Origin of the sequence: Erwinia sp. S38, from assembly GCF_016624545.1 — a bacterium.
Classification (GTDB): domain Bacteria; phylum Pseudomonadota; class Gammaproteobacteria; order Enterobacterales; family Enterobacteriaceae; genus Erwinia; species Erwinia coffeiphila.
Genome location: NZ_JACVTS010000037.1, coordinates 1 through 23,156, shown reverse-complemented (window position 1 = coordinate 23,156; position 23,156 = coordinate 1). Strand labels below are relative to the sequence as shown.

At 49.6% G+C, this 23,156-nt stretch carries 17 protein-coding genes and 1 pseudogene; 10 read left to right on the top strand and 8 right to left on the bottom strand.

Annotated elements, in window-relative coordinates; translation table 11 throughout:
- Positions 1 to 2: 2 nt before the first annotated feature.
- Both IBT46_RS25755 and IBT46_RS25750 read left to right on the top strand, forming a co-directional pair.
- On the top strand, positions 3 to 1,433 hold the full coding sequence (locus IBT46_RS25755) for a sugar porter family MFS transporter (protein ID WP_200547974.1): 1,431 nt from the start codon (positions 3 to 5) through the stop codon (positions 1,431 to 1,433).
- A gap of 205 nt (positions 1,434 to 1,638) precedes the next feature.
- Positions 1,639 to 2,709: an oxidoreductase gene (locus IBT46_RS25750; protein ID WP_200547973.1), complete on the top strand. Its 1,071-nt coding sequence runs from the start codon at positions 1,639 to 1,641 to the stop codon at positions 2,707 to 2,709.
- Between the two features lie 559 nt (positions 2,710 to 3,268).
- Here the strand turns inward: IBT46_RS25750 and IBT46_RS25745 are convergent.
- Positions 3,269 to 4,294 carry a LacI family DNA-binding transcriptional regulator gene (locus IBT46_RS25745; RefSeq protein WP_200547972.1) on the bottom strand — a complete coding sequence of 342 codons (1,026 nt, stop codon included), beginning with the start codon at positions 4,292 to 4,294 and terminating at the stop codon, positions 3,269 to 3,271.
- 453 nt (positions 4,295 to 4,747) lie between these two features.
- Between IBT46_RS25745 and IBT46_RS25740 the strand changes: the two genes are divergently transcribed.
- The gene (locus IBT46_RS25740; protein ID WP_200547971.1) at positions 4,748 to 5,782 is read left to right on the top strand and encodes a substrate-binding domain-containing protein; all 1,035 of its coding nucleotides are present in this window, start codon (positions 4,748 to 4,750) and stop codon (positions 5,780 to 5,782) included.
- Between the two features lie 277 nt (positions 5,783 to 6,059).
- Here IBT46_RS25740 and IBT46_RS25735 read toward each other — a convergent pair whose 3' ends face one another.
- Together IBT46_RS25735 and IBT46_RS25730 are read right to left on the bottom strand one after the other, a co-directional pair.
- Positions 6,060 to 6,671, bottom strand: a complete 612-nt coding sequence (locus tag IBT46_RS25735) for a hypothetical protein (protein WP_200539156.1) — start codon at positions 6,669 to 6,671, stop codon at positions 6,060 to 6,062.
- A 589-nt stretch (positions 6,672 to 7,260) separates the two neighbouring features.
- Positions 7,261 to 7,992 (bottom strand): GntR family transcriptional regulator, encoded by a 732-nt coding sequence (locus IBT46_RS25730; RefSeq protein ID WP_200539155.1) that lies wholly within the window; start codon positions 7,990 to 7,992, stop codon positions 7,261 to 7,263.
- 103 nt (positions 7,993 to 8,095) lie between these two features.
- Between IBT46_RS25730 and IBT46_RS25725 the strand changes: the two genes are divergently transcribed.
- The 5 genes from IBT46_RS25725 to paoC all read left to right on the top strand — a co-directional run bounded on the left by IBT46_RS25725 (position 8,096) and on the right by paoC (position 14,760).
- The gene (locus tag IBT46_RS25725) at positions 8,096 to 9,451 is read left to right on the top strand and encodes an adenylosuccinate lyase family protein (protein WP_200539154.1); all 1,356 of its coding nucleotides are present in this window, start codon (positions 8,096 to 8,098) and stop codon (positions 9,449 to 9,451) included.
- Between the two features lie 59 nt (positions 9,452 to 9,510).
- The gene (gene dctA, locus IBT46_RS25720) at positions 9,511 to 10,803 is read left to right on the top strand and encodes a C4-dicarboxylate transporter DctA (RefSeq protein WP_200539153.1); all 1,293 of its coding nucleotides are present in this window, start codon (positions 9,511 to 9,513) and stop codon (positions 10,801 to 10,803) included.
- A gap of 167 nt (positions 10,804 to 10,970) precedes the next feature.
- Positions 10,971 to 11,612 (top strand): aldehyde dehydrogenase iron-sulfur subunit PaoA, encoded by a 642-nt coding sequence (paoA, locus tag IBT46_RS25715; RefSeq protein WP_200539152.1) that lies wholly within the window; start codon positions 10,971 to 10,973, stop codon positions 11,610 to 11,612.
- Positions 11,609 to 12,565 carry a xanthine dehydrogenase family protein subunit M gene (locus tag IBT46_RS25710; protein ID WP_200539151.1) on the top strand — a complete coding sequence of 319 codons (957 nt, stop codon included), beginning with the start codon at positions 11,609 to 11,611 and terminating at the stop codon, positions 12,563 to 12,565. Before paoA ends, IBT46_RS25710 begins: the two co-directional genes overlap by 4 nt.
- Positions 12,562 to 14,760 (top strand): aldehyde oxidoreductase molybdenum-binding subunit PaoC, encoded by a 2,199-nt coding sequence (gene paoC, locus IBT46_RS25705; RefSeq protein ID WP_200539150.1) that lies wholly within the window; start codon positions 12,562 to 12,564, stop codon positions 14,758 to 14,760. The genes IBT46_RS25710 and paoC overlap by 4 nt, the downstream gene beginning before the upstream one ends.
- 66 nt (positions 14,761 to 14,826) lie before the next feature.
- Here paoC and IBT46_RS25700 read toward each other — a convergent pair whose 3' ends face one another.
- From IBT46_RS25700 to IBT46_RS25680, 5 genes are all read right to left on the bottom strand, one after another.
- Entirely contained in the window at positions 14,827 to 15,402 is a 576-nt protein-coding gene (locus tag IBT46_RS25700; protein WP_353621450.1) for a nucleotidyltransferase family protein, read from the bottom strand.
- Positions 15,399 to 16,394: an XdhC family protein gene (locus IBT46_RS25695; protein ID WP_200539149.1), complete on the bottom strand. Its 996-nt coding sequence runs from the start codon at positions 16,392 to 16,394 to the stop codon at positions 15,399 to 15,401. The genes IBT46_RS25700 and IBT46_RS25695 overlap by 4 nt, the downstream gene beginning before the upstream one ends.
- A gap of 73 nt (positions 16,395 to 16,467) precedes the next feature.
- Complete coding sequence (locus IBT46_RS25690; RefSeq protein ID WP_200539148.1) at positions 16,468 to 17,805, bottom strand: cytochrome c; 1,338 nt, start codon at positions 17,803 to 17,805, stop codon at positions 16,468 to 16,470.
- A gap of 27 nt (positions 17,806 to 17,832) precedes the next feature.
- On the bottom strand, positions 17,833 to 20,073 hold the full coding sequence (locus IBT46_RS25685; RefSeq protein WP_234465546.1) for a xanthine dehydrogenase family protein molybdopterin-binding subunit: 2,241 nt from the start codon (positions 20,071 to 20,073) through the stop codon (positions 17,833 to 17,835).
- Positions 20,070 to 20,528 carry a (2Fe-2S)-binding protein gene (locus tag IBT46_RS25680; RefSeq protein ID WP_200539147.1) on the bottom strand — a complete coding sequence of 153 codons (459 nt, stop codon included), beginning with the start codon at positions 20,526 to 20,528 and terminating at the stop codon, positions 20,070 to 20,072. The genes IBT46_RS25685 and IBT46_RS25680 overlap by 4 nt, the downstream gene beginning before the upstream one ends.
- A 353-nt stretch (positions 20,529 to 20,881) precedes the next feature.
- Between IBT46_RS25680 and IBT46_RS25675 the strand changes: the two are divergent.
- Positions 20,882 to 21,772: pseudogene (locus IBT46_RS25675) on the top strand (LysR family transcriptional regulator).
- Between the two features lie 346 nt (positions 21,773 to 22,118).
- Entirely contained in the window at positions 22,119 to 22,988 is an 870-nt protein-coding gene (locus IBT46_RS25670) for an aldo/keto reductase (protein WP_200539146.1), read from the top strand.
- Positions 22,989 to 23,156 lie beyond the last annotated feature (168 nt).

Sequence of the window (23,156 nt, the reverse complement as noted above, 5' to 3'; positions counted from 1 at the left end):
TCATGTCTTACCATCACAAGTTTAATGCTCGGTATGTATATATGCTTTGCCTGGCGGCCGCCGCTGGCGGATTTATGTTTGGTTACTCTGAAGGGGTGATTGCCGCTACGCTGGATTCGATTCAGAAGGTCTTCGGGCTGAGCTCGATAGAAACCGGCTGGGCAGTTTCCAGCGTCATTTTTGGCGGCGTCATCGGTGCGCTGACAGCCGGAAAAATGGCGGATAAAACCGGTCGCAAACCAGTCATGCTGGTCAGTGCAGTCCTGTTTGTGGTGACTTCCTATCTTTCGGCCGTTGCCGATTCGTTTGTGTTGTTTACCAGTGCAAGACTGATATGTGGCATCGCCGTTGGACTGGCGGCGACGGTAACGCCAATGTATATCTCTGAAATTTCGCCAGCCAAAATGCGCGGTAAAGCCACCGGTACTTACGATCTCTCTATCGTGGCCGGGGTGCTGGCGGTATTTACTGTCAACTATCTGATTGCGCGTGGCATGCCGCAGGCATGGATGGTTGAAACCGGCTGGAGAATCATGATGGCGGTACAGCTGGTGCCGTCGCTGGCGATGCTGGTCTTGATCATTCTGGTTCCTGAGTCACCGCACTGGTGCATCCGGCATAACCGAGGCGAGCATGCGATCAAAGTGCTCTCGCGTATCTATCCGGAATTTAATCAGGAAGAAGCGCGTCAATTGTTCCAACTGCCATCTTCTGCTGCCAAAAAATCAACCACGGCGCGCAAGGGCGTTATGCCGGAAAATCCGGTACTGCGCTATATCCTGGTGGTTGGGGTAGCGATTGCTGTTCTGCAGCAGTTTACCGGCATCAACGTCATCAACTACTACACGCCGATGATGCTGGAAGGCACCACCAGTAATAAAGACATTATCTTCTTCGAAACCATTTTTGTGGCCTTGCTCAATGGTGTTGGCGCGTTTATCGGCATGCACCTGTTTGACCATTATGGCCGCCTGCCGATCATGAAGATTGGCACCGTGGGGGCCATCACCGGACTGCTAATCGCCTCATGGGGTCTGTATACCAATGATGTCGGCTATATCGCCATTAGCGGCATCCTGATCTTTACGTTGTTCTTTGGTATGGGTTGGGGAGCAGGTGCATGGGTGATGATCTCAGAAATTTTCCCGGACAGAATCCGTGAATCCAGCATGGGGTTGGCCGTGGGCCTGATGTGGGTCTCCAATTTCCTGATCACCCTGGTGTTCCCAATCGTCAACGACAATGTCTGGTTGCAGGAGCAGTTCCATGGCGCATTCTCCATGTGGATCTTCGTAGTGTTCAACGCGTTCTGTTATTGGTTCTTGTCGCGTTATGTACCGGAAACCCGTGGTATCGCCCTGGAAGATATCGAAAAGGTAGCGGAAGCGAAGATGCTGAAAAATACGCTTTCTGTGCAGACGGAGAAAGTCTGAACCCACGGAAATTCGCCGGCGGGTTTTCCGGTAGAGAACAGAAAAAGTCCAGTATCAGTATCCTGTATTAGTCATATCATCTGTCAGGCGAGGAGATTGATTCTTTTGGCAGATGATATTTATTGTGTCCAAAATCAGGATGCCGGATTCGCAGTGTTTTTAATTTATAACAAATTCACTCTCAATAAATCCATCAGGACTCTATATGAACAATAAAAATTTAGCGATCAATGTAGCCCTTATTGGTTATGGATATGTCGGCCAATATTTCCATGGCCCTTTACTCAGTGCCACTGAGGGCTTACGTCTAAAAACCGTGGTTTCAAGCCAGGTAGATAAAGTGAAAGCTGATTTCCCTAACGTGATAGTAGTTAGCTCAGCCGAAGAAGCGATAAAAGATAGCGATATTGATTTAGTGGTGCTGGCAACCCCAAATGAGACTCATGCCCCTTTGGCTGAACTTGCCTTAAAAGCCGGTAAAAATGTTGTCGTAGACAAGCCTTTCACTTTAACCCTTGACCAGGCTCGCCACCTGCAACAAGTAGCGGAAGAAAACCAGGTTATACTTTCTGTTTTTCATAATCGTCGCTGGGATAGCGATTACCTTGGCATTAAAGCCGTCATTGAAAGTGGCAAGCTTGGGCGCATTGTTCATTTTGAGTCTCACATTGATAAATTTCAGCCACGGGTGATAGATCGCTGGCGCGACAAGAATTTACCAGGCAGTGGTCTATGGTTTGATATAGGCCCCCATATCGCGGACCAGGCATTACAGTTGTTCGGCTTACCGGAATCTATTCAGGCCAACATAGCCAACCTGCGTGATAATGCTGAAATAGATGACTGGGCGCATGTGGTTTTAAATTATGCAAAACTTAAAGTCATTTTAAATTGCACAATGCTCTCAGCCGGTGGCGTCTCACGGTTCACTGTCCACGGAACTGAAGGCTCTGCCGTTAAAAGCGAGGCCGACAAGCAGGAAGACCAGTTGATCGCAGGGATAAAACCGGGAACGACGGAGTGGGGTGTAGATTCGGATGATGTGATATTGTTTGGTGAGAATCTAAGTCCATCACCACAGGCGACGCCTAAAGGTGACCAACGCCAGTATTATTTAGCCATTCGTGACACCCTGCTGGGTCAGCGGCAGAATCCTGTAACTCCACTGCAAGCGATTGCGGTAATGGCAGTAATAGAAGCTGCCTATTCTTCTGCAAAGTCCGGTAGAGTCGTTGAATTAACTTTAACCTCTGCTGAAAAAGAGAAATGGATTTAAACCAAAACTTACAAAGCCGGAGAACAGTAAGCGATGGCGATAAAGAGTAAGATAAATGCGGAATGTTTGTTGTGCTTTTTACACATTCATAATGTTGAAGACCTGAGTAAGCAGAATCAGGAACTGTGCGTATTGGCATAACAGGAAACATCCGGATCAGGTTGCTTATTCTGGCAACCTGCTGATTTTTAGAAAAACCTGAAAAATATTACCCATCTAATCGCCATACGCAATTACTGAATACTCTTTCTATAGTGTAATTTAAATGAATCACGCTTTTCCGCCAGAGGAAATAGCTTTTTAGTTTCAGCAATTCTGTTGATGCACGCCCTTAAGTCTTACCAAGTCACTATAATCTATTTGAAGGTTGAATTTAATGCTAATAGTCAAAACCAAAGACGATGAATATATCTACTAGAAATAAGACATTCACAGAAGACTACATAAATTTCGACAGTAAAATCAAAAAGGGTAAAGCGAAGTTAACTCAGAGGTGATGGCGGTTTTTATTCCTGTATTTCACACGCGCTTTATTGATTCAGAAGTCTTTTAATGATAGTTAAGTAATGTAAGATGCAGGATGAATAGCAAGTTTTTCGAGATTAAAAGGTAAGTAGTTATACTCACTGTACTGAATTCGCGGACCCACATCCATAAAAGTAATAAGCACCATCGCACGCTCAATAATTTCATTAAGTGTATTGCTGAAGGAAGCATGATATCTATTTGTATTAAATATATTTTCTGCGAAGTGCGTTCCTGAAGATAGTTCTTCATCAGGGGTATGATTCTGTGATGATTTAATCAAAGAAAAAAGGTAACACCCTGTCACAAAAATAATTTTAACGTTATCTCGTATCGCTCCTAAAAATTGGCTATTGCCTTCATCCTTTAAAATCTGATTTAAGTCCTTATTGTCCATGTCTCTTATGTAATATCCGTTGAGATGTTTTCTGACGAAAGACCTGAATCCCATTTCCTGTTGTTCATCCGAAATAAGATTAATCTGTCCCGGCACAATATAGATTTCAGGTGAACAGAGCGAAAGATCTCCTTTTAACTTTTCGCCCAACGCCCAGCCAAGAGCCCTATTGTCTACGCCAAGGTAGGCTTGCCTGTGACTAGAGGGCAGGTCAGAAAACATAGTCAGTACGGGCACCTTTTTGGATACTTGACCAAGCTTCGAACATATCTCAATGTCTTGCGCGGAAATTATTATAACAGCATTATACATAACGGTTCCGAGAATCATATCAGTCAGGTGCTGCTTGATAGACTCCTTACCGCAGCAATACACCGTAAAGCAAATCTCCCTGCTTGCAGTGAAAGGGTTGGCATTATTAAAACCATCAGCAATATGATATGCCGGGAATCGCGTTGATTCATCTATAAGGACCGCAACCCGTAGATGGTCGTGGGTATGCACATTATCAAACTGAGTGTACCCAAGCTTCCTGGCGTTACTTAAAATACGCCTCATTTTCGATTCTGATACTCTTGCCCGGCTTTTCAATACTCTATCAACTGTGCTCACACTGACATCAGATACACGGGCAAGATCGGTAAGCATGTTTCTTTTAGACATTTGCTGAAAAAACCTTCTTTATCAATCAATCCTCCGGCTACCCGTTCCCCCAAGAAAGCTTTATAAGCCGAATAGGCTGCCCTCCGATGGGTAATGACTGGTTGCCTGTGCTCGCCAGCACACCAATGATGTATTAATAATCATTACTGAGTCATATTACAATACAAATTGATCCTTTTAGCCTCATATTATGATCCATCTCACATAACTGAAATGAAAAAGTTATCTAAATTTTTACAATAATTTCAATATGATAGTCTAAATTTAAACTTTGCATGGTGAAGCCGATGGGATACTAAGAAATTATGGTGGTATATAATGACTCAAAAAACTCTCATCATAAGTCATGGTATGTAACCAGAGGCATTATGCTTCAACCTGATTGTCCGGGGACTTGAGTTGTAAAATGAGTTAACATCCGATAAATGAACAAGTTATTACAGGCAAATATTAATGAATCGCAAACCCACTATGAAAGAGCTTGTTGATGCAACTCATCTCAGCAGAGCGACTATAGATCGCGTATTGAATAATCGCCCTGGAGTAAATCCCAAAACCATTGAAACTGTACAACATGCATACTCTGCACTGCTTGTAGAGGCTGCCGGCTTGGTTCATGCCCCTAAAATGCGAACTTCAAGTGTATTTTCTGTTGTGGTTCAGGCCGGAGATGAGTACAACGCTTCTTTGAAATCGGCCGCAGAGCGAATTAAGGCGAGTTTAAAAACTAAAGGTATCACCCTTAATGTTTGCTGTAGCTCAGATATGAATGACGATGAAGTCATCAGACTGCTGCATAAACAAGCTGAGCATGCTGACGGTATTGCCATTGTAGCTAAAAATACTCCCGCTATTAATTCTGCAGTGCACAAATTAAAATTGAAAGGTAAGCATATTATCGCATTGGTAAGTGATATTGAACCCGATGCCAGAGATGCGTATGTTGGCATAAATAACCGAGCTGCAGGGCAGGCCGCAGGATTTATTCTTGGTAAGCATCTGCAATATTGTACTGATGCAAGTGTTGCTGTCATCGTGGGTACATTGTCTTATAGTTGCCATGATGACAGAGAAATAGGATTCAGAGCACAAATTCGTAAAACCTTCCCGGCGGTGAGCGTATCTGAGGTTATTTCAGGCAATGACAATACTCAACAAACCTATGATGCCGCAATTCAACTTTTAAATAATGTTAAAAACATTCGCGCAATCTATAATGTTGCTGGTGGAAACGCAGGTCTTGTTGCAGCTCTGGATGAGATTGAAAGTGAAGTACGTCCAATTCTTATCACACACGAGGTAAATGAAGTAACCGAAAAGTTAATTATTAACGAGAAGATTGATTACATAATTTCTCAGGACATGTCGCAACTCTTAATAAAAACCGCTGAGAAACTTCAAAACATCAAAGAAGGAAATGATTTTGGAATTCATACCTTCCTTCCTATCGAAATAATCACCAGATTTACGCTTCCAACATTAATATAAAATGATGGTGGGTTTAATTACTGATCTCGATACTTTGGCTGTGCATATCGAATTTCATTGAGAAATATAAAGTATAATGTGATGCCATAGCATTGTAGGCGCCATTTATTTAACATAATGTACGTTTAGCGCCTTTTAATTTTTATCCGGATTAATCATTGGTTATTACACATTTTCGCCTTCAAGCAGATTTTGGATGGCGTAGATTATGTCTGCCTACGCCATGTATTTTTGCTACTGGAATAATTGCATTTTGGAATGCGTATTTATTTCAGGACTAGACTTTTTCTCGTGTCTCTTTCAGAAAAAGCACCGTCGAAAGAAAGCAGACGCTGTAACCCATTAATTCTGATGCTTCCTCTGCCATGTTTTTAACGACCCGGTTGTAACCATCAAGCATCAGGTGTTCCCATAGCTGGTGCATTCCAATTAACCGAGAAAAAACTAATACTATGATCAAACCAGTCGCAGTCATGAGCCATGTGCGGTGCTGAAAAAACGCAGTAAGACCTGTTATCATACTTCTTAAAGTTCGGAATGAAAGAAATACACAAATAGCCGTTGTTGCGAGAGCAAACCACAGCCAGCTTCCATGCCTGATCGTATCGAATATATCATCCAGTTCGCGAATCAGCATACACAAGTAAAACCCACCTATGAGGATAAGGCCCCCACGTTGATCAGGGCGCCTCACCGATGACCAAAAGAAAAGTCCTGTTGTAATTGCCAGTATCACTTCCTGAAGAAGTTCTGTGAACGAGTTTTCATGCAACGAGTTGTGCATCCAGTTAACGTCTATGTATACCGCGGACATTGCAAAACCTATGAATAATGCTGCAACTAAGAATGCAGCGCATTCGCGGCTGATGAGTAAAAAGAGAGATAGCATGGCAATTCCGTATAATGATTAGCCTGCTTATTATAATTTTTTCACAAAGTCTCTTTTTTCCGTATCATGCTCAAAATCTATATTCTCCTCTTCTACCGAAGCTTTCGCACTTCATAACACAACTTTGGATTTTGCTAAAAACCACCAACCCAAACCTAACCACTTGATAATAAATGATAATTTTGGATTTTTTATCCACAATACTAAACACGTTAGTAACAGTTCACAGATTTTTTATTGAACCAGTTTATTGACATGAGAAAACTCTCACATTCCAAAGTTAAAACACGCGGTTTAGCCGTGCACTGCGTAACATGAGCATTGAACGAAGCTATATCAACAGCAGCCTAGGCAATGGACGCGTTGAACACATCAACCAGATAGCTGATCAGGTTGCATAATCAGCCCCATCTGCGAGGCGAGCCACCTGGTTGCCAACTTGTTCTATGACTTAATTCTACGCATTGCGCGCCCAAAAATTGCTGATGCCTACACTGCTGCTTTATCGGCCTCTTACTGAAGGACTGACGTGATTGCAAATCTCCCGACCAGCAGAAAAGAACCTCGCTTTCGGCTTTACAAATTGTCTTTAAACCCGATCACGTTCAATTTTCATTACCAGCGTGAACCGCTCGCGCGGATGAACTGTCACTGACATTGCCATCAACTGGGCATCCTGATCGCGATAGATACGCGTGATTTCCAGTGCGGGCTCACCTGCCGGGGTATTCAGCGCTTTTGCCCGTTCTTCGGTGATAGATACCGCCTCAACGCGCTGTTCAATGGTGGTGATAACCAAACCAAATTCCGCTTCGATAATGGCGGCGATCAATTCACCTTTACGCTCTTTCGCTAAGGGAACCACCGAGGCAAAAGGGTCTGCCATATAGACGTCAGTCCAGCATACAGGCTGGCCTGGATGGTCACTGTCGGTTCTAATACTTGATATACGCACATACTTACCTCCTGGCTCAAATCCCAGCCGTTCAGCCTGCGCTTTATCTGCAACAAAAGATTCGACCTCTTTCACTTCACGGGTTTGCGTTTTTGCCAGGTGTACCAGGTCAGCAATCGTGCCTAAGGTCTGTGAGTAACCTTTCTGACGTGTTGCCGCTTCCACGCGTGTACCCACGCGTTTCTTGCGCGAAACCAGACCTTGATCTTGTAAACAAGCAATCGCCGCCCTGATTGTGCTACGACTGACCTGAAACATCTCGGATAACTCGTGTTCTGTTGGTAACAGCGTGCCAACGGGATACTCACCGCCGTTGATCGCGTCTGAAAGCTTTCTGGCAACCATTAAATATCTAACCGAGATCATGTTTCTCACATTCCGTTTAAGGATCAAATTGACTGTGCTCCTGTGTCATCCTAATTATGTACGTACATATTTAAATGTACGTACATATCAGTCAGGAGTTTTTATGTCTAGCACCGTATACGATTCAATGCTGTTCAGGAATATGTTTGCCACAGAAAAAATGCGTGCAGTCTTCTCTGATAAGGCATTGATTGAACGCTATATAGAGACTGAAATTGCTTTAGCCAAAGCCGAAGCGCGCTGCGGGGTTATTCCAACCAGCGCGGCAGTCGATATCGCCGAAAAATCACGCTATGAAGCGCTGGATCTCAATGAGATGCAGCACCAGACAGAAATCGTCGGTTATCCCATCCTGCCGCTGGTTGAGCAACTCTCCAAAATCTGTGGCGAAGCCGGGCGTTATGTACACTGGGGAGCCACCACTCAGGACATCATGGATACGGCTGTGGTGTTACAGATCCGCGCTGCACTGGACATAGTGGCCAGCGATCTTCAGCAGGTGAGAACGGCACTGACCAGACTGGCGAAAGCACATCGCGACACACCGATGGCTGGACGTACTCATCTGCAACACGCCCTACCCATCACCTTTGGCTATAAATGTGCGGTCTGGCTAAGTATGTTTGATCGCCACGCCGAGCGCCTGGTGCAATTGCGTCCACGCGTTGAAGTGGGCCAGTTCGCAGGAGCTGCCGGAACCCTTGCATCACTGGGCGATAATGGGCTTGAGGTGCAGCAAGCCATGATGGAAGAACTCGATTTAGGCGTACCGCATTCCACGTGGCACGTTGCTCGCGATGGCTTCGCTGAAACCCTCAATTTCCTCGGTCTGGTAACCGGTTCACTCGGAAAAGTAGCTTTGGATATCATGATGATGATGACCAGCGAATTGGGCGAAGCCTATGAACCCTTTGTTAAAGGTCGTGGTGCCAGCAGCACCATGCCACAGAAGCGCAATCCGATCTCCTGCGAAATTATCTATGCCGCAGCGAAAGGCGTCCGCCAGCACGCCGGCTTGATGCTGGACGCCATGGTGCAGGATTTCGAACGTTCTACCGGGCCATGGCAGGCGGAATGGGTCGCAATCCCTGAATCGTTCATGCTAAGCAGCGCTGCGCTTGAGCAGGCGGTGTATATGTTGAACGGCCTGGAAGTGAAACCCGACAACATGCGCAAAAACCTCGACATGACACGCGGTCTGATCGTTGCTGAAGCAGTGATGATGGGACTGGCACCTCAGTTAGGACGGCAGACCGCACATGATGTGGTGTATGACGCCTGCCGCATCGCCAATACCCAAAATATCTCATTACTGGATGCGTTGTTGGGTAATGAGACTGTCACCGCCAGGCTCAGCAGAACGGAATTACAGGCCCTGACTGAACCGGGCAACTACACCGGACTGGCGCCAGTGATGGTTGATCGTGCCCTGCTGGCTTCCTCCAAAATTAACCACTAAAAAATCGATAAGGGCAGTGCACTGCCCTGTACCCTACCTGCCAATAAGAGAACTATGCCATGTCTACAGTAAAACCGTTCTGGAAAGGGTTGACGTTTCAGGTGCTCGCCGCCATGGTTTTGGGAATTATGCTGGGCTTCGCCCTACCCGAGTTCGCGGTGAAATTCAAAATCCTCGGCGATATCTTCCTGAAACTGATTAAAACTGCCGTAGCACCGCTGATCTTTTTCACTGTGGTACACGGCATTGCTTCGGCAGGCGATATTAAAAAAGTAGGCAAAATTGGCGTACGCGCGCTGATTTATTTCGAAGTAATCTCCACGCTGGCACTGGCGTTAGGGCTTGGCTGGGCCAATCTGGTGAATATCGGCGCGGGAATGGGCAGCAGTGTGAGTGCGGCTGCCACCTCTGCTGTCAACGCCACGCTGGCAAAAGGCCACGCGCCATCCAGCACCATGGAGTTCATCTACGCCATTTTCCCTGACAACTTCATTGGCGCCTTTGCCAGCGGCCAGTTATTGCAGGTGCTGGTGATCTCCATCATCTTTGGTTTTGCCTTGCTGGCGCTGAACCACGAAAAACGCAACGTGATCGAGAATGGCATGAATCGTGTTTCCGAATGCTTCTTTGAATTTATCAACCTGATCATGCGCCTGGCACCACTCGGTGCCTTCGGGTCTGTGGCCTACGCTGTTGGTAGCAACGGCAGCGCGGTGTTGCTGTCGCTACTAAATCTGGTGTTGATGTTCTATGTCGCCGTTGCTTTCTTTATCGTTGTCGTGCTGGGAACAATGTGCCGTATCTCTGGCTTCAGTCTGATGCGTTTTCTCAAATACATCAAAGATGAAATTTTCATCGTGCTGGGCACCGCATCCTCAGAAAGCGCCCTGCCACGCTTGCTGCATAAGCTGGAGCGATATGGCTGCTCGCGTCAGAGTGTTGGCTTAATCCTGCCGACTGGCTACGCTTTTAACCTGGACGGCACCAGTATTTACATGTCGATGTGTACGCTGTTTATTGCTAATGCCTATGGCATCGACCTGAACTGGCAGCAACAATTAGGGATTCTGGCCGTAATGTTAGTAACCTCGAAAGGGGCCGCCGCAGTCTCTGGCGGGACTTTCGTGGTGTTTGCCGCGACAGTAGCAACTGTGGGCCATTTACCGGTTGAGGGTCTGGCGCTGATCTTTGGCGTTTATCGCTTTATGTCGATGGCTGTCGCCACCTGCAATACTATTGGCAACAGCGTAGCCACGGTGGTCGTTTCACGATGGTGTGGAGAATTCTCTGAAGAGAATTCAAAACAGGAATATAGCCGGACTTCTGGACGCAGTCCGGAAGCCTCCCTTTAGTCTATTGCAACCTTCCTCAGTACATAGCCTGAGGAAGATTTGAAATCGGTGTTGCACCAACACCCGGCCAGCCCGCAATGCCAAATTGACGTCTATGCTTAGAACTCCAAAAAACCTTATAAACAGAGGTGCCTTAGGCACCCTACTTTTTTTACTGGAGGCCGGGTATGAGCACCCCACACAATGTTAACCACCAGCAGGATAACGATAAAGCCAGCACTGCAACCGCGACCAGTGATTCATCCGTTGCCGCGTTGGGTAAGCATGGATTAGCGACCACACCACCACCACCCGCCATGATGTCGGTGACCTTAAATGTGAACGGTAAGGAGCGGTCACTGCATCTGGATACCCGCACTACTCTGCTGGATGCTCTGCGCGAACACCTGCATCTCACCGGGACCAAAAAGGGCTGCGATCATGGCCAGTGCGGTGCCTGTACCGTTATCGTAGATGGGCGACGCATTAATTCATGCCTTACACTGGCGGTGATGCAGCAGCATGCAGAGATCACCACCATTGAAGGATTGGGAACGCCTGACAACCTGCACCCGCTACAGGCTGCATACATCAAACATGATGGCTATCAATGCGGTTACTGCACGCCGGGACAGATATGCTCTTCCGTGGCAGTACTTAAAGAGATTGCAGACGGGATCCCCAGCCACGTTTCCTCAGATCTGCTGGAGCAGCCAACACGGCATGCAGATGAAATTCGCGAGCGCATGAGCGGGAATATCTGCCGCTGCGGGGCCTACGCTAATATCCTCGCCGCCATTGAAGACTATGCGGAGGGCCAGACATCATGAAAGCCTTCAGCTATGAAAAAGTCACCTCTCCTCGAGAAGCCGCCACCCGCGCACAAAAAAATCCCGGCGCAAAGTTTATTGCTGGCGGCACCAATCTGCTGGATTTAATGAAGCTGGAGATAGAAACCCCCGCTCATCTTATTGATGTGAACGGTTTAGCGCTGGATAAGGTTGAGCCAACCCAGGAAGGTGGACTGCGTATCGGTGCGATGGTGCGTAACACCGATCTTGCCGCAGACATGCGGGTGCGCAGGGACTACGCGGTTCTCTCACGCGCGTTGCTTGCGGGGGCGTCCGGTCAGTTACGTAATCAGGCCACGACCGCAGGAAATCTGCTCCAACGCACGCGCTGCCCGTACTTCTATGACACCAATCAGGCCTGCAATAAACGTCAGCCCGGCAGCGGCTGTGCGGCGATCGGGGGGTACAGTCGTCATCATGCCGTGGTGGGTGTCAGTAACGATTGTATTGCGACCCATCCCAGCGACATGGCCGTAGCAATGCGACTGCTGGATGCAACCATCGAAACTGTCAGCCCAAATGGCAGCGAGCGCGCTATTCCAATCGATGAATTCTACCTCGCTCCGGGTCAGACGCCTCATCTTGAAACGGTGCTTAACGCTGGCGAATTGATTACCGCAGTGGTACTGCCGCCGCCGGTGGGAGGCACGCACATCTACCGTAAGGTGCGCGACCGCGCTTCTTATGCTTTTGCGCTGGTTTCCATTGCGGCTATCGTACACCGCGATAACTCAGGAAGGATCGCCGTGGGCGGTGTGGCACACCAGCCCTGGCGGCGGACATCGGCAGACAGCGAACTGCCTAATGGTACTCAGCCGGTTTTTGATAAGTTGTTTGAGGATGCGCAACCTATGGCAGATAACCAATTTAAGCTGGTACTGGCGAAGCGCACCCTGGCTTCGGTACTGGCAGAAGCGAGGGCAAAGCCATGAAATTTGAGAAACCTGCCGGCACCAATCCTATCGACCAGCTCAGATACGTGGGACGTCCCTTTGATCGCATTGATGGTCCGCTCAAAACCACCGGTAGCGCGCCTTACGCGTATGAATGGCATGATGAAGCGCCCGATGTCGCGTATGGATATGTGGTGGGGAGCCCGATTGCCAAAGGAAAAATCACTTCACTCATTACCGAAGCCGCTGAACGCGCACCGGGCGTACTAGGCGTTATCACCGCTAAAAACGCGGGAAAACTCGGTAAGGGGGAGATGAACACGGCAACGTTGCTGGCTGAATATCATATCGAACATTACCATCAGGCTGTGGCACTAGTTGTCGCTGAAACGTTTGAACAGGCACGTGCCGCGGCCCAGCTGGTTGAGGTCAGCTATGAGCAGGAAGAAGGCGTTTACAGCCTCGAGGATGCGAAACCCTACGTCACCTCTGCACCGGAAGATACCCCGGATAAAACCGTGGGCGATGCAGAACGAGCCCTGAGCGAAGCAGCGTTTGTGCTGGACGAGACCTATACCACGCCGGATCAAAGCCATATGGCCATGGAACCTCATGCTTCAATGGCCCTGTGGGATAGGGACAGGGTAACGGTCTGGACGTCAAATCAGATGATTAACTGGTGTCGAACTGATCTCGCGAAGACCCTGAACCTGCCGCTGGAAAAAGTGCGGGTGCTGTCGCCTTATATTGGCGGTGGTTTTGGCGGGAAGTTGTTTCTGCGCAGTGATGCCCTGCTGGCTGCTTTAGGTGCGCGTGTCGTAAAACGCGCAGTGAAAGTGATGCTGCCCCGGCCAATGATACCTAATAACACCACCCATCGACCTGCGACGAACCAGCATATTCGCATTGGTACCGACAAGTCCGGGCATATCACGGGCATTTCTCATATCAGCTGGTCGGGTAACTTACCGGACGGTACGCCTGAGACCGCCGTACAACAGACAGAACTCCTCTATGCCGGAGCCCACCGTCTGACGGGCCTGCGTCTGGCAACGCTTGATCTGCCGGAAGGTAATGCGATGCGGGCACCGGGTGAAGCGCCGGGATTAATGGCGCTGGAAATTGCCATAGATGAGATTGCAGAGAAAGCGGGTATCGATCCGGTACAATTCCGCATCCTAAATGATACTCAGGTTGATCCCGCCGATACCCAACGCCCCTTCTCACGCCGCCAGCTGATTGAGTGTCTACGCACGGGTGCAGATAAATTCGGCTGGCAAAAGCGCAACTCGATACCTGCGCATGTAAGGGACGGGCGCTGGATGGTGGGCTTAGGCGTGGCCGCTGGATTCCGCAACAATCTTCTCGCCCCCTCCGGTGCACGGGTGCATCTGGATGCACAAGGCGTCGTCACCGTCGAAACCGACATGACGGACATCGGTACCGGCAGTTATACCATCATCGCCCAGACGGCAGCAGAAATGATGGGCGTGCCTGTCGAACAAGTGACGGTGAAACTGGGAGATTCAGATTTCCCGGTATCTGCAGGATCGGGCGGTCAGTGGGGCGCGAATACCTCAACAGCCGGCGTTTATGCCGCCTGTGTGAAGCTGCGTGAGCAGGTGTCGGCAGCACTGGGCATCAATCCTGATGACGCTGAGTTTGTGGAAGGGCAGGTTCGCTCAGGCAACCACAGCGTCCCGCTCTCTGCGGCGGCGGCCAAAGGCACACTGACGGCAGAAGATACGATTGAGTTTGGCGATCTCGATCAGCACTATCAGCAATCCACCTTTGCCGGGCATTTTGCCGAGGTGGCGGTGGATATCTACACCGGTGAAGTGCGGGTACGCCGCATGCTGGCTGTCTGTGCAGCTGGTCGAATACTCAACCCGAAAACCGCGCGAAGTCAGGTCATCGGTGCGATGACGATGGGATTAGGCGGCGCCCTGATGGAAGAACTCGCGGTGGATACCCGCTTAGGATTCTTTGTCAATCACGATATGGCAGCGTATGAAGTGCCGGTTCATGCTGATATTCCCGAACAGGAAGTCATATTTATTGAAGATACCGACCCGGTTTCTTCGCCGATGAAAGCCAAAGGCGTAGGTGAACTGGGATTATGCGGTGTCGGGGCGGCCATTGCGAATGCCATCTACAACGCGACGGGTGTCAGAGTCAGAGACTATCCAGTCAAGCTGGATAAACTCTTGGAGGCATTACCTCAGACCGCTTAGCGTTACCCGAATACACTAACCCGCTGTACTGTCAAAAAGACCTTGCAGCGGGTCTGCCTCATATTCTTATAAGTAAGGATCCTGATTACACCGCGTCAGATCTTCAGCGGTATCAATATCCGTGATACAGCCGCGGTCTGATAAGTCAACTACCGTGAGAGCATCAGCATTCAGCAATTCCCTCGCCCCTCTGTCACCCTTTAATGCACAAAGCTGCGGATAGAAGGATTGCTGAAAGCCGACGGGATGGCCTTGCATACCCTTTATTCGTGCACGCACCAGGGGTGAGTTGCGCAGCGCATGCGCAACTTTCTGATAGCTGGATGGCGTGATAAAAGGCATATCCGCGAGGGTTATCAGCCAACCGTCATATTCTGCTGTAGCGGAAACGCCAGCAGCAATAGATTCCCCCAGTCCCTCACTTGAGCAGGTCACGATGCGTTCCTGTGCCATGAAACCATGCAGTTCAAGGTCCTCAGGTCGAGCCACCACACAGAAGTCAAAACCAGTGGCACGCACGTTATCCAGCGTATGTTGAAGCACCGGCTTGCCCTGCATTATCGCAGCGAGTTTATTCCCTTGGCCGGACTGCCTGAAGCGACTGCTGTAGCCTGCCGCCATGACCAGAATGATAAGGTTCACGTTGCGCCTTCCCTCTGCTGCTGAGCGTCCACCAGGCCATTTTTATGACGTACGATATCGGCCAGAATGGATAGCGCAATTTCAGCGGGTGTTTTGCTACCAATATCCATACCCACCGGTGCATGTATGCGATCAATTTGCTCAGGATGAAGCTCGCCAATCCTGACCAGCCGCTCTTTACGCCGCAGGCTGTTGTTGTGCGACCCCATGGCCCCTATATAGAAAGCTGGCAAATTAACTGCCTCCATCATCGTGAGATCGTCAATGCGCGGGTCATGGGTAAGGGAGAGAATAGCAGTGCCTGAGTGGCAACCTTCGCGCTCAAGATAAGTCGCGGGAAACTGCCTGATTAACGTGACAGATGCTTCAAGCTCATCCCCCAGGTTCAGCAAGACGTCCTCTCGATGCTCACACACCAGTGTTTCAAATCCCAGCGCTTGTGCAAAATTAGCGCAGTAAAGCGCCACGCTGGAGAGTCCAGCGATGACCACTCTGGGAGGGGCACACAGTGTCAGCACGACTTCCGTCCCCTGCACTTGCGTATGCGTCCGACTCAGATACGTCCCGGGTTGAAGCGAGTGGCACGGTTCGGGCAACTTCAGCGTCTTAATCACGGAATGCGGCCCCGTCAGCGCTGAATACATCTGTCGTAGGTAGTCGAGCGTCTCTTTCCCCGGTAGCAGTTTTTCAACCAGGATATCCACGATCCCCCCGCAGGGTAACGCTCTGTCCGGTTCAAAGCCGCCGTCACCATAACGCACAATTTGACTGGGCGAGGAAAAAAGATCGTCGCCAATACGGGCGATAAAGCTCTCTTCCACACAACCGCCAGACAATGATCCGCAATAGCGGCCATCACCTCTGATCACCATCATTGCGCCAGGCGGTCTCGGTGACGATCCAAAAGTACTGAGGACCGTACATAGCCACACTGGCTGCTCCTCAACCCATGCCAGCGTTGCGTTCAAAACCTGCACATCAAGATGATGCATGTACTTCTCCGGTTAGGGCGTTAAGAAGCTGCATTACGCTGAATGCAGCAACAGTATGGCAGCGCATCATTGCTCAACGCATTTGTAAAATAATGACGCTACTGCTCGCCGGATCGGTCTTCTCTCGCATATCCGTCACCGCTTTGGTTTCAACTTTCGTTCCCTGGTTGCCCCAGGACGAGCGGATGAAATTCAGCACGTCAGCGGCCTGCTGATCGGTAAGCTGCTTACGGTAAGGCGGCATGCGATAGGCATCCGGTAAGCCATTTGCCACAATACGCGCAGAGCCGTTCAGCACCACGTTGATTGAGGATGACGGATCCACCTGCATCGACGTAGCGCCCGCCAGTGGCGGGATCCACGGTGCCTGCCCACGGCCATCAGCACCATGGCAACTGCTGCAGCGAGCCATATAGACCTGGCTGCCGGGGTGGTCACTCACAGCGGATTTAGCCGCCTCGGGATACTGCCACTGATTGCCGGCATTGTTGCTTCCGGGTGGCAGGGCTTTCAGGTAGTGGGCGATTGCCTTTAAATCGTCATCGCTCATAAATTGGGTGGAGTTATTAAACGCATCCGCCATCGAGCCAAACACCACCGCATGCTGGTTACGGCCTTGCTTGAGGAATGTGACGACATCCTGTTCACTCCAGCGGCTGATGCCGGTATTGGCATCATTACGCAAGCTGGGGGCGTACCAGCCGTCCAGTAATGCACCGGCCAGGTAATCATCACTGCTGGCATCCAGCGCTTTCTCATTAAAAGCCAGACCACGTGGCGTATGGCAGCTACCACAATGGCCTGGGCCTTCAACCAGGTAAGCCCCCCGATTCCAGTGTGCATCCTGGTTCTCTTGCGGCTGATAAGGGCCACCACGCGAGAAAGCCGCACTCCACAATGCCAGCGGCCAACGCATATTCAGCGGCCAGGGGATTTCAGACGCCCTGTTCTGACGTGATACAGGTTTGACACCCTGCATCATGAAAGCATACAGCGCGGCAATATCGTCATCCGAAAACTTCTGATAAGACGGGAAAGGCATCGCGGGATAGAGACGATGCCCATCCCGCGCGACGCCGTGACGGACGGCGCGATCAAAGTCGGCCAGCGTATAGCGGCCAATACCGGTCTCTTTATCCGGCGTAATATTGGTGGTGAAGATTTTTCCTACCGGTGTTGCCATCGCCAGACCACCACTGAAAGGGGCACTGTCCGGCGTGCTGTGGCAGGCAACACAGTCACCCAGACGAGCGACATACTCCCCCTGCTTAATCAGGTCGGCGGAGGGCAGTGTCGTTGCCGCAGTGTCATGATCAAACGTTGAAGCGGGTGGGCGCGTTAGCCATACAGTGACCACAGCGGCCACGCACACCAGACCTGCCAGCACCAGGCTAAGCCGTTTCATTTTCATGGTTCATTCCCTTTAGCCGTGGCAGGCTTAGCTAAATTTCAGACGTGAAAGAGGCATAGAGCGAACGCGTTCGCCAGTGAGTCGCGAAACCGCATTAGCCACAGCAGGTGGCACCGCGGGCAGTGGCGGTTCGCCAATGCCGCCCATTTTTGCGCCGCTTTCCACGATCCGCACCTGCACCTTTGGCATACGTGAGGGAGGTAAAATCGGATACATGTCGTAGTTACGCGCCACCGGCTGCCCTTTTTCATAGACGCTCTCTTCAAGCAGTACCTGAGACAGTCCAAGCGCCACCGCACTGTTGACCTGTGCTTCAACAATCGCTGGGTTCACAATGCTGCCAGGATCGATTGCCTCCCAAACCTGATGCACAACCACCTGGCCGTTTTCGATGGACACTTCCGCGATCGCCGCGGCTTCCGTACCAAAAGGAGACGCCATGGCAACACCGCGTGCACGACGGCTGCCGTCGGATGCGGTGTAAGGACCTGCCTGCCAGCCGCCGGATAGCTCAGCCACCGCATTCAACAAGGTGGTCAACCGTTGATTGCCCTCCAGCAAACGCAGTCGGAGCGCAAACGGGTCGAGCTTGCTCTTCTCTGCGATCTCATCGAGGAAACACTCGTAGAGAAAATCATTCATCGAGTTACCCACCGAACGCCAGTAGCCCAATTTAACCGGTCCCTTATTATAGATTTGCGCAATGCGCACGTTGGGAATGGCATAGGACTTACCCGCCAGGCCTTCTACTGCGGTGGGATCGAGTTTCGCCCCTTGTTGACCTGCGATACCTTCCGTCGGCCCTTCACAAATGCTGATCGCCTCCAGCGCGATGGGATAGCCCTCGGCATCGAGGCCCGCCTTAAATCGCACCGCCGCCGCAGGTCGGTGGGTATCGCGCAGAAACTCTTCTTCACGGCTCCAGATAAGTTTGACAGGCCGGTCCACGGCTTTGGCGAGCGCAATCGCCTGGGGATACACCATCGCCGTGTCATAGACAAAATGGCGGCCAAAAAAACCGCCCAGCAAGGGCGAATGGATCCTGATTTTTTCTGGATCAAGCCCGGTACGTTTGGCAGCATCAGCCTGAAACATCTCAGGTGCCTGATTCGGGAGCCAGAGATCCAGTGAGCCATCCGCATTAAAGCGCGCAAGCGCCGAAGGGGGTTCAAGTTGCGCATGATTGAGATACTGGCTGTGGTAGGTGGCGCTCAGTGTGGTTTTCGCCGCAGACATCCCCTGGGCGATATCCCCTTTCACTTCCGCGTCCTCACCCTGGCCGGGCTGCTGTGCCAAAGCTGTAATAAAGGCATCAGAGGAAAAATCAGCTGGCATGTAATTCCCGTCTGGCTTTTCCGGTTCGTTCCACACCACCTGCAAGGTTTCTGCGGCGCGTTTTGCCTGCCACCAGCGTTTAGCCACCACGGCGACAGCGCCAGGCAGCACATGTACAGAGTGCACGCCTTTCATCGCCTTGACCTGCGCTTCATTGCGGATCTCACCGGCACTCAGTCCAAGGCGCGGGGCATGTTGTACGGCTGCATGCAGCATGCCCTCTACTCGACTGTCAATGGTGTAGATGGCCTGCCCGGTTGATTTCTCATGCATATCAAGACGCTGTACCGGTTTACCAATCCAGCGAAAATGCGCGGGGTCCTTAAGTTTGATGGTGTCTACAGGCGGAACGGGCACATCCCGTGCACGGGCAGCCAGGTCGCCATAAGAGACTGAACGCCCGGACGACGCATGGATTACGCGGCCCGGCTCGGTATGAAGTTGATCCACCGGAACGGAGAGTTCCGCCGAAGCAGCCTGAAGCAACATTTGTCGAGCCAGCGCGCCAAGACGCCGCATGGTGGTATAGCTAGACCGGACAGACTGGCTTCCTCCGGTAATACGTATCCCACTGTCCATCACTTTATAATCGGAGCCTGCTGGCGCATTCTCGACCACAAAGGTCGCCGGGTCGGCATCTAATTCCTCACCGACAATCTGCGCCATCGCTGTGAAAATGCCCTGTCCCCCTTCAATAAACGGGGATAAAAAACGCACTGAGCTGTCTGGCCGAATCTCGAGAAAAGCAGGCACACGCGTACCGGCAGGCAGTGCATTTACCGCTGTTTGCGCACGACTCTGTCCAATCGGTAATCCCACGCCCAGCACAAAGGCACCCGCCAGGCTGCTGGTAGCCACCAGAAAACGGCGGCGTGAAAGATTAGCCGGTTGTTCACTCAGCGTTTCCATTTCCTCCCGTGCACGGCGCATCATGCCTGATCCCCCGCACCCGCCACTTCATTGATAGCCGACCGGATGGCGTTGTAGGTTCCACAGCGACAGAGGTTGACCATAGCCGCCGCAATCTGTTCATCAGAAGGATGGGCAGATTGCTGTAACAGCGCCATGGCCGCCATGATTTGTCCTGATTGACAATAACCACATTGTGGCACCTGATGTTTCACCCACGCCGCCACCATACGTTTACCCAGATCATTGCTTTCAATCGCTTCAATGGTGGTGATGTGCTTGCCGCTGGCTTTTTCGACTGGCGTGACACAGGAGCGCACAATCTGCCCGTCAATCATCACAGAACAGGCACCACACTGTGCTAAGCCGCAGCCGTACTTGGTGCCCGTCATGTCGAGATCATCACGAATCACCCACAGGAGCGGTGTGTCTGCATCCGCATCAATTTGGTAGGTCTGGTTGTTAATGTGCAGTTCCATCGTTGTACGCTCCCACAGGTCATGCATTGCTCTAAAAAAACCCACCACTCACGGGACTGATTGGCATTTAGCAGTCTTGCGCTACACGCAGAAATGGCAGGTGAAAGGAAATTTTTTAATCCTTACAAAGAATAGAAGATTTATGAATAGTCTCTGGCAAAATGTGGTTATGAGGAAAATTCAATAATCTTTTCATGCGCTATAACAATCCCCTAAGTACGGTTGACGATGAATAAGTATCTGTAACCTTGTGTGCTTTTTTTTAATGCGCTGTCCGAATGAATTGGAATACCCGCCACATACAGGGTAATTTCTACTAACTTGTGAGGATTAATCAGTAATGAGGTGTGGTCATGAACGATTTACAGGCTTTTATTGCGGTTGCGCGAGCGCAGAGCTTTACTAAAGCGGCAGTAACTCTCGGGGTCAGCCCCTCAGCATTGAGCCATACCGTTCGTAATCTTGAAGCGCGTATCGGCGTCAGGTTGCTGGCACGCACTACTCGCAACGTGGCGCCAACCGAAGCAGGCGAGCGTTTGCTGCAAAGCATTGCGCCTTAGTTTGACCAAATTAACAGTGAAGTAAACCAGATTAGTGAGTTACGCGATAAACCGGCCGGCAATATTCGTATTACCTGCTCTGATGATGCGGCTGAAGGGTTGTTACGCCCTATGCTACCGGCTTTTCTGGCAAAGTATCCCGACATCAGTGTTGAGATATGTATCGATTACAGTTTCACCAATATTGTGACAGAACGCTTTGATGCGGGTATACGATTGGGTGGATCCATCAGCAAAGATATGATCGCAGTCCGCATGGGACCGGATTGGCGACTCTCCGTTGTGGGTTCCCCAGCTTACTTTAAGTCTTACCCACTTCCTGCTGTTCCTCAGGATTTATCAGTTCATCGCTGCATTAATATCCGCCATTCTCCTGCTGGCAGTATCTATGCATGGGAGTTTGAAAAGGAGGAGAAAAAGATTAATGTGAGAGTTAATGGTCCATTATTGTCCAACAGCATAGTCCATGTTCTGAACGGTGCTTTAGATGGAATTGGCTTAGCATATGTTCCTGAGGCCATGGTCAAAGATCATATTAATAATGGTGATCTAATAGAGGTTCTTGGGGACTGGAGTCCTCTATTCGAAGGATTTCACCTTTACTATCCAAACAGAAGGAATATGTCCCCAGCTTTTTTAGCCTTTGTTGAAGCAGTTAGATACAGCAATATAAATCAAGGATAAATATCAACTGATTTTGAGCAACCTCAAATAATCCTTGACCAGCCATTGATAAAAATGACAGGTGAAGAGCTTTGCGCCATTCAGTGATGCAGTCAGCCCCATAAAACTTCAACATTAAACTTAATTTAATTTTTAATGAATTTTTTTCTAAGAGCATTGCCAACCAGTCATCTCCCTGTGAGTTCACATATTCCTCTGAAAAGATTGATGAAAAAGTACTCCATGTGAATTTCAGACATTTAGCATTCATGATTAAGTTTCATAAGTGCAATCGAATATCACCCACTTATCATATCCAGCTCCATACCCTAATATTATATCTTTGCCCAAGCGGAGATTTGCAATCGTGGAATATACAGTCTTAAGTAACAACATAAAGATGCCAATGGCTGGTTTTGGCGTTTTTCAAGTGACGGACAAAGAAGAATGCAAGCAGTCTGTATTGAATGCGATAAGGTCAGGCTATCGTCTTATCGACACCGCCGCTGTTTATGGAAATGAGGATGCCGTTGGTGACGCTGTCCGTGAAGCCATCGCTTCTGGCTTGTGTACTCGTGAAGAATTATTTATCACCTCAAAATTGTGGGTGCAGGACATGGCCGACTTTGACTCGGCTAAGCAAGGCATTGAAAACTCCTTAAAAAAATCAGGATTAGAATATTTTGACCTCTATTTACTCCATCAGGCAATGCGTGATTATTTCAGCGCGTGGCGAGCATTAGAAGATGCCTATGATGCAGGGAAACTGAAAGCGATCGGAGTTTCTAACTTTTATGCTCATGTCCTGGCGAACTTCTGCGAAACAGTCAGAATTAAACCGATGGTGAATCAGGTTGAGTTACATCCCTATTTCGCACAACCTGACGCGATTGAAACCATGAAGTATTACAACGTTCAGCCAGAAGCTTGGGCTCCATTAGGAGGCGGGAGACATAAGCCTTTTGAAAATGAGGTCCTTCAGGCGATTGCCGATAACCATAAAAAATCCGTTGCTCAGATTATCCTTCGCTGGAATTTACAACGTGGTGTTACAGTCATTCCTAAATCCACAAATATCAAGCGTATTGAAGAGAACATTGCTATCTGGGATTTCTCACTGACGGATGATGAAATGACTCAAATAAATTCACTCGATTTAGGCTACGTTGGCGAATCAGTGAAACATTTTAATCCTGCATTTGTTCGCGGTTGTCTGGGTGTAAAAATCCACGAGTAAACCGATTTTATTGGATTAATTGTTGATATAGCTGGTTTCTGCCACCTATCATCTTGGTTAGTGTGATAGGTGGCAGCGGAAAAGAAAGATGATTGAGAAGTTGTCTGTATTGCTTATGTGTATTAGTCGCGACTTGATCTGACATATGGCCTTGAAAGGTTGAGAGTT

What these genes read in the sequence shown, in the direction of transcription:
- IBT46_RS25755 (WP_200547974.1), top strand. Translation starts at nt 3, where the DNA reads ATGTCTTACCATCACAAGTTTAATGCTCGGTATGTATATATGCTTTGC.
- IBT46_RS25750 (WP_200547973.1), top strand. Translation starts at nt 1,639, where the DNA reads ATGAACAATAAAAATTTAGCGATCAATGTAGCCCTTATTGGTTATGGA.
- IBT46_RS25745 (WP_200547972.1), bottom strand. Translation starts at nt 4,294, where the DNA reads ATGTCTAAAAGAAACATGCTTACCGATCTTGCCCGTGTATCTGATGTC.
- IBT46_RS25740 (WP_200547971.1), top strand. Translation starts at nt 4,748, where the DNA reads ATGAATCGCAAACCCACTATGAAAGAGCTTGTTGATGCAACTCATCTC.
- IBT46_RS25735 (WP_200539156.1), bottom strand. Translation starts at nt 6,671, where the DNA reads ATGCTATCTCTCTTTTTACTCATCAGCCGCGAATGCGCTGCATTCTTA.
- IBT46_RS25730 (WP_200539155.1), bottom strand. Translation starts at nt 7,992, where the DNA reads ATGATCTCGGTTAGATATTTAATGGTTGCCAGAAAGCTTTCAGACGCG.
- IBT46_RS25725 (WP_200539154.1), top strand. Translation starts at nt 8,096, where the DNA reads ATGTCTAGCACCGTATACGATTCAATGCTGTTCAGGAATATGTTTGCC.
- dctA (WP_200539153.1), top strand. Translation starts at nt 9,511, where the DNA reads ATGTCTACAGTAAAACCGTTCTGGAAAGGGTTGACGTTTCAGGTGCTC.
- paoA (WP_200539152.1), top strand. Translation starts at nt 10,971, where the DNA reads ATGAGCACCCCACACAATGTTAACCACCAGCAGGATAACGATAAAGCC.
- IBT46_RS25710 (WP_200539151.1), top strand. Translation starts at nt 11,609, where the DNA reads ATGAAAGCCTTCAGCTATGAAAAAGTCACCTCTCCTCGAGAAGCCGCC.
- paoC (WP_200539150.1), top strand. Translation starts at nt 12,562, where the DNA reads ATGAAATTTGAGAAACCTGCCGGCACCAATCCTATCGACCAGCTCAGA.
- IBT46_RS25695 (WP_200539149.1), bottom strand. Translation starts at nt 16,394, where the DNA reads ATGCATCATCTTGATGTGCAGGTTTTGAACGCAACGCTGGCATGGGTT.
- IBT46_RS25690 (WP_200539148.1), bottom strand. Translation starts at nt 17,805, where the DNA reads ATGAAAATGAAACGGCTTAGCCTGGTGCTGGCAGGTCTGGTGTGCGTG.
- IBT46_RS25685 (WP_234465546.1), bottom strand. Translation starts at nt 20,073, where the DNA reads ATGATGCGCCGTGCACGGGAGGAAATGGAAACGCTGAGTGAACAACCG.
- IBT46_RS25680 (WP_200539147.1), bottom strand. Translation starts at nt 20,528, where the DNA reads ATGGAACTGCACATTAACAACCAGACCTACCAAATTGATGCGGATGCA.